Raw genomic sequence first — 13,945 nt, forward strand, 5'->3', positions numbered from 1 at the left:
GGTTCCTACCAAGATCATCTGCAAAAGCTGTGTGTGGGAGTACATTTGTCCTGTATTTATCCGCCCTTTGAAGAGGTGCCCATGAACTCATTCACTCGTCTTGTCGTGGCGCCTGCAGCTGGCGTCCTGGCTGCCGCCTTCGTCGGATTTGGAGCAGTGGTGGCGTCGGCTGACCCATCTCCGGCACCGCCGGTTCCGGGCGCGCCCAACTCACCCTCACACGGGTCCTTGGTCGATCAGCCGGGCAACGACGGAAACAGCGGCTGGGGTTACCTGCCCGGTGGCGCGGGTGCTCAGTGTGAGAATGCTTGGGTGGTCTGTGGTTCCGACAACAACCCACCCGAATCCAATATTGCCCCCGGACATGACGACGACGGCGGCTGGGTCAGCGCACCCGGCGAGACCGGTGCCGATTGCGACAACCCCGGGGTCACCTGTACTGACGTCGGCTAAACGCTGCGCTGCTGGCTAGTACATCTGGCCGTAGGCCATCGATACCCAACTGTGCTGGTCGGCCGCTCCCTGCACCTTGATGGTGTGTGGAGCTGCCGGGTCAGCCTTGACGGCGAGGAGCATCACGATAATTCCGGGCTTGCCGGGATCGTCCCCACACATGCCGCCGCCGGGGACCGGAGTGCCGTCGAGAGCGATGTTCACTGCCGGGCCACCGGTGCAGAGCGCCGCGATGTACGCAGCCGGTTTTGACGCCGACGGTTGGGGAGGCACCGGGATCTCATAGCTGCCGGTTCCGTCCATGGTGGCGGCGATCACGGGGTCTTGCAGGCTTCGGAACGTATCGCGGATGCGCTTGACGGGGTCGTCCGCAGCTGCATTGGTGGTTGGCGAGATGGATGTGGACCTGGGGACGGTCGACGCGGTGTAGGTCTTCGTCGTGGCAGTTGACGACGTTTCCGATATCCGGGTGATACCCGACGATGTCTGGCACGCCGCGACCGCAGAGGCACACACCACAAGCGTCAGCACGCAGACAGTTGCTCGATTCATGCACGAATCAAACATGATGTTGGCAGTTCGTGGTGCCCTCGGTGAGATTCGAACTCACACTGCACGGGTTTTGAATCCGTTTCCTCTGCCAGTTGGGATACGAGGGCCTCGCATTACTGCCGTTTTGATGACCAGCGGCCAGTCGCGCGATCTCCAACCTTAAGGGATGGGGTACATCACTTTCACCAGGGTATCGCCGTACATGCGACCACATGCGTCACAATGGTCGCCATGACCGGCCCTCAGAACACCGAACCGGCGGCACCCGCCCGCCGCGTGCTCGTCGCCGAAGACGAAGCCCTCATCCGCCTCGACCTGGTCGAGATGCTTCACGAGGAGGGCTATGACGTGGTAGGTCAGGCCGGAGACGGCCAAGAAGCCGTCGACCTCGCCGAGCAGCTCAACCCGGATCTGGTGATCATGGACGTGAAGATGCCGCGTCGCGATGGCATCGACGCCGCGTCGGAAATCGCCGCCAAGCGCATCGCACCGATCGTGATCCTCACCGCATTCAGCCAGCGCGACCTCGTCGAGAAGGCCCGCGACGCCGGCGCCATGGCCTACCTGGTGAAGCCGTTCTCCAAGACCGACCTGGTGCCGGCCATCGAGGTCGCCGTGAGCCGTTTCGGCGAGCTCACCGCGCTGGAGAAGGAAGTTCAGACCCTGGCCGACCGGCTGGAGACCCGCAAGCTTGTCGAGCGCGCCAAGGGCGTCCTGCAGTCCACCCAGGGCCTCACCGAACCCGAGGCATTCAAATGGATCCAGCGCGCCGCGATGGACCGTCGCACCACCATGAAGCGGGTTGCCGAAGTGGTGCTGGAAACACTCGATACCGACGCGCCGAGCTGAAACTCGGGTAAGCACTGCGCGCTGCCCGGCGGTTGGCTATGTTTTCTGATCAGCGTTTTCGTTTCGTCCTGTCAGCCCCAGCCATCCGGAGGTAATCGTGCGTGCACGCGCGAGAGTGATCATGCTGGGCGCGGTGACCCTGGCCCTGGCCGGTTGTCATGCCGGCACTCAGTCGGACGATTCAAATCAGACCAGCCTGAAGATCTCGCCCTTGGTGCAGATCGCGCAGGACGGGTCCGAGGTGCCCGCGTCCAATGTGAAGTCGGCGGCTGATCCCGCAGGTGATGGAAAGGCGCAGTGCGCCAACATTTCCCTGGCAATGGCCGGTGCGCTCAACGGCCCCGACGCGGCGCTGGGGATCAACATCCTCGACGGTGCGAAACTGGCCATCGACAAGCACAACGCCGCTAATCCCGGATGCCAGATCAAGCTCCGTGAATTCGACACAGAGGGGCTGCCGCAGAACGCCAGCAACATTGCCCCGCAAATCATCGGCGACCCGACCATCATCGGACTGATCGGGCCGGCGTTCTCTGGGGAAACCAAGTCGACGGGCCAGATCTTCAGTGAGGCCGGTCTGGTCTCCACGACCGCCTCGGCCACGAACGTGACGCTCACCCAGCAGGGCTGGAAGACGTTCTTCCGTGGCCTGGCCAACGACGGGGTGCAGGGACCCGCCGTTGCCAACTACCTCAAGAAGACGCTCGGGTACAAGAAGGTCTGCGTTGTCGACGACAGCACGGACTACGGTTCTGGGCTCGCCAACGCGGTACGCGGGACACTCGGAACCGACTGCAACGCTTCGGTGAAGAAGGGGGACAAGGACTTCTCCGCGGCGATCACTGCGCTCAAGAACGCCACACCGGATGCCGTGTTCTTCGGCGGCTACTACGCGGACGCGGCCCCGCTGGTGCAGCAGCTGCGTAACGCCGGAGTGACCGCGACATTCGTGTCCGCGGACGGCACCAAGGACATGGAATTCGTCAAGCAGGCGGGCGATTCCGCCAAGGACGCGTTGCTGTCCTGCCCGTGCGGGCCCGCTTCGGACACTTTCGCCAAGGAATACACCGCTAAGTTCTCGCAGGAACCAGGGACGTACAGCACCGAGGGGTACGACCTGGCGACGATCTTGGTCAAGGGAATCGACGCCGGAAAGAGTACCCGGGCGGGATTGCTTGATTGGGTCAGGAACTACCAGGGGCAGGGCGTGGCGCGTGAGTACAAGTGGAACGAGAACGGCGAGCTAACCTCGACGCTTATCTGGGTGTATAAGGTCACATAGGACGTACGAGGGGACTAGGCTCAGCCGCAAATGATTTCGGGGTGGATGGCACAGACAGGTGTGCAGGCCGGCACAATTTCATTCGATCTGCACGGACTGTGGAACAGCATCGGTCAGCTGACGATCGACGGTTTGGCGTGGGGCGCCATCTATGCGTTGGTTGCGGTCGGCTACACGCTCGTCTTCGGGGTATTACGCCTCATCAACTTCGCGCACTCCGAAGTGTTCATGCTGGGCATGTTTGGGGCGTATTTCGCCCTGGATGTCGTGCTCGGCTTCGCACCCGGAGGTAATGCCTACAACAAGGGCGTATCGCTCACCGTGCTCTACCTCGGTGTCGCGATGCTCATCGCGATGGCGGTGTCGGCCACCACGGCGTTGGGGCTGGAGGCGGTCGCCTACCGCCCGCTGCGTCGCCGCGGCGCGCGGCCACTGACATTCCTCATCACCGCCATCGGAATGTCCTTCGTCATCCAGGAATTCGTGCATTTCGTGCTGCCGAAGATCCTGAAGGGTTACGGCGGCAGCAATGCGCAGCAGCCAATTCGCCTGGTGACACCCAGGCCGGTCTGGACCTTTGGTCCCTTCGATGTAGGCGGCCACCACATTCCATTCCAGGCCACGCTCACCAACGTCACCGTCGTCGTGGTGGCGGCGGCTCTGGCGCTGGCCCTGCTGACCGATATCGCGATCAACCACACCAAGTTCGGGCGCGGCATTCGGGCGGTCGCGCAGGATCCGACGACGGCGACGCTGATGGGTGTTTCCCGCGAACGCATCATCATGACGACGTTCATCATCGGTGGACTGCTGGCCGGGGCGGCCGCGCTTTTGTACACGCTGAAGGTGCCGCAGGGCATCATCTATTCGGGCGGATTCCTGTTGGGGATCAAGGCCTTCTCGGCTGCGGTGCTCGGCGGTATCGGCAATCTGCGCGGTGCGCTACTGGGCGGCCTACTCCTGGGCGTGATGGAGAACTACGGGCAAGCAGTGTTCGGCACACAATGGCGCGACGTGGTGGCATTTGTCCTGCTGGTGCTGGTCCTCATGTTCCGTCCCACCGGCATTCTCGGTGAGAGTCTCGGGCGGGCGAAGGCATGACGGCCGCGCGCGCTCTGGCACCGGGCGACTCGATACGCCGGTGGTGGTCCGAGCTGGCCCGCCCGGTCCAGTGGGCATACGGGATCATCGGATTCGCACTCATGGCGCTTCTACCGGTGTGGAAGATCCCGTTCCTGGACACTCCCAACACCGCCTTCGGCCCGGTGATGGCCCAGTTCGCGATGGTGGCGCTGATTGCGATAGGCCTGAATGTCGTTGTGGGGCAGGCGGGCTTGCTTGACCTGGGGTATGTCGGTTTCTACGCCATCGGCGCGTACACGGTGGCGTTGCTCACCAGCCCCGACAGTCCGTGGAACCGCATGGGGACATCGGCCTTCTTCAGTTCTAGCTGGGCATGGTTGTCGTGTCTGCCCATCGCCGTGGCGATCACCGCCTTCTTCGGCCTGGTGCTGGGCACACCCACATTGCGCCTTCGGGGCGACTATCTGGCCATCGTCACGCTGGGATTCGGCGAGATCATCCGGCTGCTCGCCGACAATCTGGAAGTCACCAACGGGCCGCGCGGTCTACACAAGATCGCGTATCCGCATGTGGGGGAGCAGTACGTCCGTGGCGGTGTCTTCTCCAGCGGCAATTCGGGTGGTCACCTGAACTATGGCGTGTGGTGGTACTGGCTCGGACTCTCCCTGATCGCGGTGGTGCTGATACTGATGGGCAATCTGGAGCGCAGCCGAGTTGGCCGCTCATGGGTGGCCATTCGGGAGGATGAGGATGCCGCCGAGATGATGGGGGTCCCCACGTTTCGGTTCAAGTTGTGGGCCTTCGTGATTGGTGCCAGCATCGGCGGATTGTCCGGCGCCCTGTACGCGGGCCAGGTCCAGTACGTGGCATCGCCCACCTTCAACATCATCAACTCGATGCTGTTCCTGTGCGCCGTGGTACTCGGTGGTCAGGGCAACAAACTGGGCGTGATTTTCGGCGCGTTCATCATCGTGTACCTGCCGAACCGCCTTCTTGGCGTGCAGGTGCAGGGCGTAGACCTTGGCAATTTGAAGTATCTATTCTTCGGGTTGGCGCTGGTTGTACTGATGATCTTCCGGCCGCAGGGTTTGTTCCCGGCGCAACAGAAGCTGATGGCGTACTGGCGCAAGGCATCTGAGCGGATTGGCGCCAAGAAGCCCGAGGAAGCCGAGGCGCCGGCATGACCGAGTACGAGAAGGTCGTCCCCGGGAACGAGCACGACGATGTCGAGGCCACCGCATCCGAAACCGAGGTGAACCTTGCGGAGGATCGTGACGACACAACCGATTCCGCCGACGCTGAGGTGCTGCTCGAGGTCAAGGAACTGACGCTCAAATTCGGTGGTCTGCAAGCCCTCGACGGAGTGAGCTTCGACATCCGGCGTGGAGAGATCCTCGGCCTGGTCGGTCCCAACGGCGCCGGCAAGACGACCTGCTTCAACGCCATCACCGGCGTGTACAAGCCGACATCGGGCAGCATCGTGTTCGACGGGAAACCGATGCGCAGACTGCGGCGGCACCAGATAACCCGGCGCGGGATCGCCCGCACCTTCCAGAACATCCGGCTGTTCGGCGAGATGACCGCCTTGGAGAATGTCGCGGTAGGTACGGATGCCCGGCACAAGACCTCGGTTCTGGGGGCGCTACTGCGCACACCGCGGCACCGTCGCGAGGAACACTATGCCGTCGACGTCGGCTTGGGGCTGCTCGACTTCGTCGGCATCGCCGATGTCGCCGACATCAAGGCCAAGGACCTCCCATACGGCAGCCAGCGCAGGCTCGAGATCGCGCGGGCGCTGGCCACCGAGCCGAAACTGCTCTGTCTGGACGAGCCGGCCGCCGGGTTCACACCCAGCGAGAAGGAATCGCTGATCGAGCTGATTCAGCGCATTCGCGACTACGGATACACCGTGTTGCTCATCGAACACGATATGAAGCTGGTCATGGGCGTCACCGACCGCATCGTCGTGCTCGAATTCGGCAGGAAGATCGCTGACGGCCTGCCCGCCGAGGTCAGAAACGACCCGGCGGTGATCGAGGCGTACCTAGGAGTGGCCGATGAGGAATTCCACGGGCCCGGGCCCGGACCTGGTTGGCTCGATTCGGCTGCGCCCGACACCGAAAGCGAGAGGTAAGTGCCTCCCGTACAGCTGAAACTCACCAACGTCGGGGTCCACTACGGCCCGATCCAGGCGGTTCGTACGCTGTCCCTCGACGTCCGGGAGGGTGAGCTGGTCACCCTGCTCGGTTCCAACGGTGCCGGCAAGTCGACCACCATGCGCGCCATCTCCGGCCTGGTTCCGCTCAGTGCCGGGACCATCTTCTTCGAAGGCCAGGACATCTCGAAGATGAAGGCGCACAAGCGCGTCAAGGCGGGAATCGTCCAAGCACCCGAAGGCCGGGGAATATTTCCCGGCATGACTGTCGCCGATAACCTCGAAATGGGTTGCTATGGGCGGAAATTCAAGTCGCGGGCGGAACGCCGGGAACGCCTCGACTGGATCAACGCGTTGTTCCCGCGGCTCGCCGAACGTCGGCACCAAGAGGGCGGCACGCTCTCCGGCGGCGAGCAACAGATGCTGTCCATTGGCCGAGCCCTGATGGCCAGGCCCAAAATTCTCTTGCTCGATGAGCCGTCCATGGGTCTGGCGCCGTTGTTGATCACGAAGATCTTCAACATCATCGAGGAGATCAACGCCTCCGGGACGACGGTGGTCCTGGTCGAGCAGAACGCACAGCAGGCGCTGAGCCGTTCGGATCACGCCTACATTCTGGAGACCGGTTCGGTCGTTCGATCGGGCGCCGGACGAGAATTGCTGCAGGACGATAGCGTGCGGTCCGCCTATCTCGGTGTCGTCTGACCTTCGCCCGTTTTACCCGCGGATCGCTCCCACGGCCAGGTCATCAGTGCCCAGACCGCCAGGACCAACACGGTCGCCGAGACGACGTACCAGGGCCACGGGCCCATCAGATCTAAAAGACTTGCCGTTGAGGGTTTCTCGTTGAGGAAGCCATAATTCGACCCGGCGATAGCGTTGAACGCCATGGTGAGAGTGACCCAGGACAACGTGACAGCGACGGTGAGGCGATAGCTACGCCACGTGGGACGCATGCCCCGGCCCCAGGTGAGATAGATCGCCGCCCACACGACGAGTAGATGTATCGACCAGAACCCGAGGAACCTGTAGTTCGGGAAGTCGGGGCCGGTCAGCACAGGGGAGATCAGCGCCTGGCTGCTGAGTACCAGTCCCCAGTAATACGTCAACGCATACGTCCAATGCCGTTGGGACCATAGCGCGTACGCCGCCACGACGGTCGCCAGGTCGGTCAGCCGCAGGGGCACTGAGACATTGATGCGCACGGGGATACATCCGGCGATGAGGATGACGGCATAGGTGATCGCCGCCGCGGCGCCGAGCGTACGTCCAAGCAGGCGCGCGCGGACCTCGGTGAGGCTGTGCCCGCACGAGACCAACAGCACTGCGCCGAGCACGAATACGGCAAGAATCACCCAGTGCGACGGGCCGTACGCGTGGAACTGTCGTTCCATCGCCTGAGGCTAACGCCTCATGATCACCACGGCGCGCGACTAGCGCGCGACGATGACCGACGAACCGTTGCCGAACAGGCCCTGATTGGCGGTGATGCCGACCCGCGCACCCTCGACCTGCCGATCACCGGCCTGCCCGCGCAGCTGCCAGGTCAGCTCGCAGACCTGCGCGATGGCCTGGGCCGGGATGGCCTCACCGAAGCAGGCCAAGCCGCCGGAGGCATTCACCGGAATCCGTCCGCCGACCGTGGTGGCGCCGCTACGCAACAGCTGCTCGCCCTCGCCCCTGGGGCACAGGCCCAGGTGCTCGTACCAGTCCAGTTCCAGGGCCGTCGAGAGGTCGTATACCTCGGCGAGGCTGACGTCCTCGGGGCCGATACCGGCTTCGGCGTAGGCGGCGTCGACGATCTGATCCTTGAACACACGCTCGGGCGCCGGCACCACCGCAGTGGAATCGGTGGCGATATCCGGGAGTTCGGGAAGATGCTGCGGATACTTGGGGGTGATGGTGGCGACCGCGCGCACCGATGGCACGCCCTCGACCGAGCCGAGATGCTTCTTCACGAAATCGGCGCTGGCCACGATCAGGGCCGCGGCCCCGTCACTGGTCGCGCAGATGTCCAGCAGCCGCAACGGGTCCGACACGACGGGGCTGGCCAACACGTCCTCCACGGAGGACTCCTTGCGGAACCGGGCGTTCGGGTTGTTCAGGCCGTGTCGGGAGTTCTTGACCTTCACCTGGGCGAAATCTTCGGCCGTCGCGCCGTAGAGATCCATCCGGCGCCGCGCGAGCATCGCGAAGTACACCGGGTTGGTGGCACCGATGAGGTGGAAACGCTGCCAATCCGGGTCGGCCTTGCGCTCGCCGCCCACCGGTGCGAAGAAGCCCTTCGGCGTGGTGTCGGCCCCGATTACCAAGGCCACATCGCAGAAGCCGGCGAGAATCTGCGCGCGGGCACTCTGCAGGGCCTGCGAGCCGCTGGCGCAGGCGGCATACGTCGAGCTGATCGGCACGCCGTTCCATCCCAGCTTCTGGGCGAAGGTAGAGCCGGCGATGAAGCCTGGGTAACCGTTGCGAATGGTGTCCGCTCCGGCGACGAATTGAATTTGGCGCCAATCTAATGCGGCGTCCTGCAACGCCGTACGGGCCGCGGCGACGCCGTACTCGGTGAAGTCACGTCCCCATTTACCCCACGGGTGCATGCCTGCGCCGAGGATGTAGACGGGATCCGGGGTGCGACTCATGCCGAGACCTTCTTCCATGCGTAGACCAGACGCTGCACGCCCTTGTCGTCGGTGTAGAGCGGTTCCAGTGCGAGTTCCACCGTCTGGCCCACCTTCAGGTCTGCAGCGCCAGTGCCCGCGACCACCTTGCCGAGCACGATGATGCCCTCGGCTACCAGTTCAACTGCGGCGATCGCGTACGGCTCGTACGGGTCGGACGCCGGATACGGGGGCGGCGGTGCGTACTGGTTCTCGGTGTAGCTCCAGACGGTGCCACGAGATGACAGCGGCACCTGATCCAGGACATCGCTGTCACAGGCCGGATTGGGGCAGTTGTTGGCGCGCGGCGGAAACACGATGGTGGCGCACTGTGTGCACTTCCCGCCGATCAAGTGTGGCTGGCCGGATTCGTCGGTATCGAACCAGCCGTCGACGGCGGGGGCTTGGTCTGTAGGCACCCGGTCAGATTACCCATGCTCATGAGCGAATTGAAACGTGTGTCAGTTTTGTGTCCCGTCTGTCGCCGATCATGGCCTGAATGCGGAGTCCGTCGGCACGAGATTCTCGAAGGTGTTCCGAACGGCCGACATCTCCCACAAGTGCTCGGCCAGCGCGGCCGATTCGACCGTCGGGAATCCGCGGCCGTCGAGGGGTGTCACGGCGGCCATCTCGCTACCGAGAATGAGCGCACCGATGGTCAACAACCCGACGTACACACCGTGCGGTGCCACTTCAGAATGTAGCCCCTGCAGATAATTTCGTGCCGCGGCCGCCGCCGGGCCGGGCCCGCTCATATCGGGCATGGCTCTGGCTCCGGTACCGCCAATGGTGGCCAAGATCGCCCCACGTCCCCGCTCGACCATTCCGGGAAGTACCGCGGACGCCGCGTGAATCAACGGGCGCACCAGCAGCCCCCAGTAGCGGTCGGCCTCTGCCACGGTGAGTTGGCGGGCAGGTGTGAACGCCACCGGCGACGAGGGGCCGTAGTACATGGCCTCAATCGGCGGCAGTGCGGAGGTTACCGTCGTAAGGAGCTCCGCTACGCGGAGCTCATCGGTGAGATCCGCAGGCAACGCGGTGGCCGTTGTTCCTTCTGCGGCGAGATCTGCGACCAAGGCGTCGAGCGGTGCACGTCGGCGGCCCACCACCGCAACATGGAAACCTTGACGGCCAAACCGCCGAGCCACCGCTGCACCGGTGCCAGTGCCGGCCCCGAGCACGAGCATGGTTCTGTCCATCGTAAACCTCCAGGTCATATCATTTCTTCTGATATGTGTGTAGCGCCATCATGAAGAAGTTTTAGACCTCATACAAAAGGCACACGCGTGTGCGCTGGCGAACAAGGATGTGCGTAGTGACGGAACTCGACAGAACCTCGGCCCACCCTGCTTTGCCGAGTATTTGCGCCGGCATGGAGCGAGCCGAGGGTGAATTCATCCGCGAGGTCCTGGACCGCGTCGGCGATAAATGGAGCGTGCTGATCATCGCGACGCTGCACGATGGCCCCCGCCGATACACCGAGCTTCACGCGGCTGTGCCGGGCATTTCGCAGCGCATGCTCACCCGCACGCTGATGCTGTTGCGCCGTGACGGCCTCGTCACCCGCACCGCATTCGCCGAGGTGCCACCGCGGGTGGAATACGCACTGACGCCGTTGGGACTCGACCTGCACAGCATCTCCGCCGCGCTGGTTCTCTGGGCACGCGGCCATCACGAGGTGATTCGCAGCCACCGGGCACTCTTCGACGCCAGCCTTGACAACGTATCGATGGCGAAGTAGCGAGGGTTCCATGGGTATCGCGTTCAACCACACCATCATTCATTCACGGGACCGCGACGTGTCCGCGCGCTTCTTCACCGAGATCTTCGGATTGCCCTCCGCGCAGGAATTCGGTCCGTTTCTCAATGTCGCCCTCCAGCACGGCGGCAATCTCGACTTCGCGACCATCGGGAACGACGACATCACCCCACAGCACTACGCCTTCCTGGTCGGCGAGGACGACTTTGACGCAATCTACGGCCGCATTACTGATCGCGGTCTCGAGCATTGGGCGGATCCGCGGGCACAACATCCGGGCGAGATCAACCACAACGACGGCGGGCGCGGGGTGTACTTCCGGGACCCGTCGGGTCACTACTTGGAAATCATCACCCGGTCCTACGGATCGGGGTAGGCGTCGGGGTAGTAAACGCTGTCGCACCGGTTGCCTAGGGTAGGACTGTGACTGCGCCTGTAACCAAGACCGCGACCAAACAGCCGACCCTCCTGCTGCTCGACGGTAACTCGCTGGCGTTCCGGGCGTTTTATGCGCTTCCGGCCGAGAACTTCAAGACACAGTCCGGCCTGACCACCAACGCGGTGTACGGGTTCACCTCGATGTTGATCAACCTGCTGCGCGATGAGGCGCCTACGCACGTGGCGGCCGCCTTCGACGTGTCCCGCAAAACATTCCGCTCCGAGCGGTACCCCGAGTACAAGGCCACCCGTTCGGCCACGCCCGACGAGTTCCGCGGGCAGATCGACATCACGAAGGAAGTGCTGCAGGCCCTCGGCATCACGGTGCTCGCCGAGGAAGGGTTCGAGGCCGACGACATCATCGCCACCCTGGCCACCCAGGGGCAGGCCGAGGGTTTCAAGGTGTTCGTGGTCACCGGAGATCGCGACGCACTGCAACTCGTCAACGAGGACGTGACGGTGCTGTATCCGCGCAAGGGTGTCAGCGACCTCACCCGGTTCACGCCGGAGGCAGTGGTTGAGAAGTACGGGTTGACACCCACCCAGTACCCCGATTTCGCGGCGCTGCGGGGCGACCCCAGTGACAACCTGCCGGGGATCCCCGGTGTCGGCGAGAAGACCGCCAGCAAGTGGATCCTCGAATACGGATCGCTCCAGGAGCTGATCGACAAGGCCGACACCGTACGCGGAAAGGTCGGCGACTCACTGCGCGCGAACCTGAGCTCGGTGGTCCTGAACCGCGAGCTCACCGATCTGGTGCGGACGGTGCCGCTTCCGTATATGCCTGCGCAGCTCGCCTTGGCGCCCTGGGACCGCGACCAGATACACCGACTGTTCGATGACCTCGAATTCCGGGTACTGCGCGACAGGTTGTTCGAGACCCTGGAGGCCGTGGAGCCCGAAGTAGACGAGGGATTCCAGCTGGTGGGGCAGGCGCTGGAACCGGGAACTGTCGCCGATTGGCTTACTGCACACACGGCCGATGGCCGCCGTAGCGGCCTCGCGGTGGTCGGGGCATATACGCCCTATGACGGCGATGCCACGGCCGTGGCGATCGCGTCCGCCGACGGAGATGGTGCGTACATCGACACCACGACGGTCACACCCGGGGACGAGGCGGCTCTGGCCGAGTGGCTCGCCGATGAGGATCGCCCCAAGGCCCTGCATGAGGCCAAGCAGGCCATGCACGCCCTGTCCGGGCGCGGGTGGCCACTCGCCGGCGTCACCTCCGATACCGCTCTCGCCGCCTACCTGGTGCGCCCCGGGCAGCGCAGCTTCGCGCTCGATGACCTCTCATTGCGATACCTGCGCCGTGAGCTGCGCGCTGAAGACACTGGAGAACAACAGCTTTCGCTACTCGACGAAGATGGCGCCGCCGGAGCCAAGCAATCCCAGGCCCAGATGCTGCGTGCCCGTGCCGTCATCGACCTCGCCGATGCGCTCGACGTCGAACTCGAACGCATCGAGTCGGCGGCATTGCTCACCGAGATGGAACTACCCGTCCTGCGGGTACTGGCGGGATTGGAAGCAGTCGGCATCGCGGTCGACATCGACCACCTGACCTCCCTGCAGAACCAATTCGCTACCGGTATCCGGGAGGCCGCCGACGCCGCCTATGCGGTGATCGGGAAGCAGATCAACCTGGGCTCTCCCAAGCAGCTCCAAGTGGTGTTGTTTGACGAGCTCGGCATGCCGAAGACCAAGAAGACCAAGACGGGCTATACGACCGATGCGGACGCATTGCAAACGCTCTTCGACAAGACGGGGCACCCGTTTCTTGAGCACCTCCTCACTCACCGTGACGTCACCAGACTGAAGGTCACCGTCGACGGGCTGCTGAAGTCCGTTGCCGCGGATGGACGTATTCACACCACCTTCAACCAGACGATCGCGGCCACGGGCCGGTTGTCGTCGACGGAGCCAAATCTGCAGAACATCCCGGTGCGCACCGAGGCGGGGCGTGAGATCCGCGATGGCTTCGTGGTCGGTGGAGGCTACTCCGAGTTGATGACCGTTGACTACAGCCAGATCGAGATGCGCATCATGGCGCATCTGTCGGCCGACGAGGGTCTTATCGAAGCATTCAACACCGGTGAGGACTTGCACTCGTTCGTGGCGGCCCGGGCATTCGGGGTGCCGATCGACGAGGTCACCGGTGAGTTGCGCCGTCGTGTCAAGGCGATGTCCTACGGTTTGGCCTACGGTTTGTCGGCCTACGGACTGGCCACCCAGCTCAAGATCTCCAATGACGAGGCCAAAGAGCAGATGGATCAGTACTTCTCGCGGTTCGGCGGCGTTCGCGACTACCTGCACGCCGTGGTGGATCAGGCTCGCAAGGATGGATACACCTCGACCGTGCTCGGCCGGCGCCGCTACTTGCCCGATCTGGACAGTGGCGACCGCCTGCGGCGCGAGGCGGCCGAACGCGCGGCGCTCAACGCGCCGATCCAGGGGAGCGCCGCCGACATCATCAAGGTCGCGATGATCGCCACCGATAAAGTACTGCGAGACAAAGGATTAAAGTCGCGCATGCTCCTTCAAGTACATGATGAGCTGCTCTTCGAAGTGGCCGAAGGCGAACGGGACGCGCTGGAGGCGTTGGTACGCGAAACCATGGGTTCGGCCTATCCGCTCGATGTGCCCCTTGAGGTTTCGGTGGGATATGGCCGCAGCTGGGATGCCGCGGCCCACTGAATCCCGGCGCCGGTGTACGTCCG

The 13,945-nt window shown here is 63.6% G+C and carries 15 protein-coding genes and 1 tRNA gene; 10 read left to right on the forward strand and 6 right to left on the reverse strand.

The window, feature by feature from the left end; all coding sequences use genetic code 11:
• Positions 1-81 precede the first annotated feature (81 nt).
• Positions 82-453: a hypothetical protein gene (locus AC5Y5C_RS09270; protein ID WP_499971159.1), complete on the forward strand. Its 372-nt coding sequence runs from the start codon at positions 82-84 to the stop codon at positions 451-453.
• Positions 454-468: 15 nt separating this feature from the next.
• Here the strand turns inward: AC5Y5C_RS09270 and AC5Y5C_RS09275 are convergent, their stop codons facing one another.
• Positions 469-1,005, reverse strand: a complete 537-nt coding sequence (locus tag AC5Y5C_RS09275; protein ID WP_499971160.1) for a hypothetical protein — start codon at positions 1,003-1,005, stop codon at positions 469-471.
• Positions 1,006-1,035: 30 nt separating this feature from the next.
• Positions 1,036-1,112: transfer RNA gene (locus tag AC5Y5C_RS09280), tRNA-Leu, on the reverse strand.
• A 124-nt stretch (positions 1,113-1,236) separates the two neighbouring features.
• On the opposite strand from AC5Y5C_RS09280, the gene AC5Y5C_RS09285 reads away from it, so the two are divergent.
• The 6 genes from AC5Y5C_RS09285 to AC5Y5C_RS09310 all read left to right on the forward strand — a co-directional run bounded on the left by AC5Y5C_RS09285 (position 1,237) and on the right by AC5Y5C_RS09310 (position 7,079).
• Positions 1,237-1,854 (forward strand): ANTAR domain-containing response regulator, encoded by a 618-nt coding sequence (locus AC5Y5C_RS09285; protein ID WP_499971162.1) that lies wholly within the window; start codon positions 1,237-1,239, stop codon positions 1,852-1,854.
• 97 nt (positions 1,855-1,951) lie between these two features.
• A complete protein-coding gene (locus AC5Y5C_RS09290) occupies positions 1,952-3,136 on the forward strand; it encodes a branched-chain amino acid ABC transporter substrate-binding protein (RefSeq protein ID WP_499971164.1) in 1,185 nt (394 codons plus the stop codon).
• Positions 3,137-3,166: 30 nt separating this feature from the next.
• On the forward strand, positions 3,167-4,237 hold the full coding sequence (locus AC5Y5C_RS09295; RefSeq protein WP_499971166.1) for a branched-chain amino acid ABC transporter permease: 1,071 nt from the start codon (positions 3,167-3,169) through the stop codon (positions 4,235-4,237).
• Positions 4,234-5,403 carry a branched-chain amino acid ABC transporter permease gene (locus AC5Y5C_RS09300; RefSeq protein ID WP_499971167.1) on the forward strand — a complete coding sequence of 390 codons (1,170 nt, stop codon included), beginning with the start codon at positions 4,234-4,236 and terminating at the stop codon, positions 5,401-5,403. The genes AC5Y5C_RS09295 and AC5Y5C_RS09300 overlap by 4 nt, the downstream gene beginning before the upstream one ends.
• The gene (locus AC5Y5C_RS09305; protein WP_499971169.1) at positions 5,400-6,353 is read left to right on the forward strand and encodes an ABC transporter ATP-binding protein; all 954 of its coding nucleotides are present in this window, start codon (positions 5,400-5,402) and stop codon (positions 6,351-6,353) included. The genes AC5Y5C_RS09300 and AC5Y5C_RS09305 overlap by 4 nt, the downstream gene beginning before the upstream one ends.
• Positions 6,354-7,079: an ABC transporter ATP-binding protein gene (locus tag AC5Y5C_RS09310; RefSeq protein ID WP_499971171.1), complete on the forward strand. Its 726-nt coding sequence runs from the start codon at positions 6,354-6,356 to the stop codon at positions 7,077-7,079.
• Here the strand turns inward: AC5Y5C_RS09310 and AC5Y5C_RS09315 are convergent.
• The 4 genes from AC5Y5C_RS09315 to AC5Y5C_RS09330 form a co-directional block, all read right to left on the reverse strand.
• Positions 7,061-7,768, reverse strand: a complete 708-nt coding sequence (locus AC5Y5C_RS09315) for a YwaF family protein (protein ID WP_499971174.1) — start codon at positions 7,766-7,768, stop codon at positions 7,061-7,063. The genes AC5Y5C_RS09310 and AC5Y5C_RS09315 overlap by 19 nt on opposite strands.
• Positions 7,769-7,807: 39 nt before the next feature.
• Entirely contained in the window at positions 7,808-9,013 is a 1,206-nt protein-coding gene (locus AC5Y5C_RS09320; RefSeq protein WP_499971176.1) for a lipid-transfer protein, read from the reverse strand.
• Positions 9,010-9,450 (reverse strand): Zn-ribbon domain-containing OB-fold protein, encoded by a 441-nt coding sequence (locus tag AC5Y5C_RS09325; RefSeq protein WP_499971177.1) that lies wholly within the window; start codon positions 9,448-9,450, stop codon positions 9,010-9,012. The genes AC5Y5C_RS09320 and AC5Y5C_RS09325 overlap by 4 nt, the downstream gene beginning before the upstream one ends.
• A 69-nt stretch (positions 9,451-9,519) precedes the next feature.
• The gene (locus AC5Y5C_RS09330; protein ID WP_499971179.1) at positions 9,520-10,230 is read right to left on the reverse strand and encodes an SDR family NAD(P)-dependent oxidoreductase; all 711 of its coding nucleotides are present in this window, start codon (positions 10,228-10,230) and stop codon (positions 9,520-9,522) included.
• A 173-nt stretch (positions 10,231-10,403) separates the two neighbouring features.
• On the opposite strand from AC5Y5C_RS09330, the gene AC5Y5C_RS09335 reads away from it, so the two are divergent.
• Genes AC5Y5C_RS09335 through polA form a run of 3 tightly spaced genes read left to right on the forward strand, consistent with a single transcriptional unit; the run spans position 10,404 to position 13,922 of the window.
• Positions 10,404-10,772, forward strand: a complete 369-nt coding sequence (locus tag AC5Y5C_RS09335) for a winged helix-turn-helix transcriptional regulator (RefSeq protein ID WP_499971836.1) — start codon at positions 10,404-10,406, stop codon at positions 10,770-10,772.
• 10 nt (positions 10,773-10,782) lie between these two features.
• The gene (locus AC5Y5C_RS09340; RefSeq protein ID WP_499971181.1) at positions 10,783-11,166 is read left to right on the forward strand and encodes a VOC family protein; all 384 of its coding nucleotides are present in this window, start codon (positions 10,783-10,785) and stop codon (positions 11,164-11,166) included.
• Positions 11,167-11,213: 47 nt separating this feature from the next.
• Complete coding sequence (gene polA / locus AC5Y5C_RS09345; RefSeq protein WP_499971183.1) at positions 11,214-13,922, forward strand: DNA polymerase I; 2,709 nt, start codon at positions 11,214-11,216, stop codon at positions 13,920-13,922.
• Positions 13,923-13,945: the final 23 nt, after the last annotated feature.

Source organism: Mycobacterium sp. NGS15 (assembly GCF_059813245.1).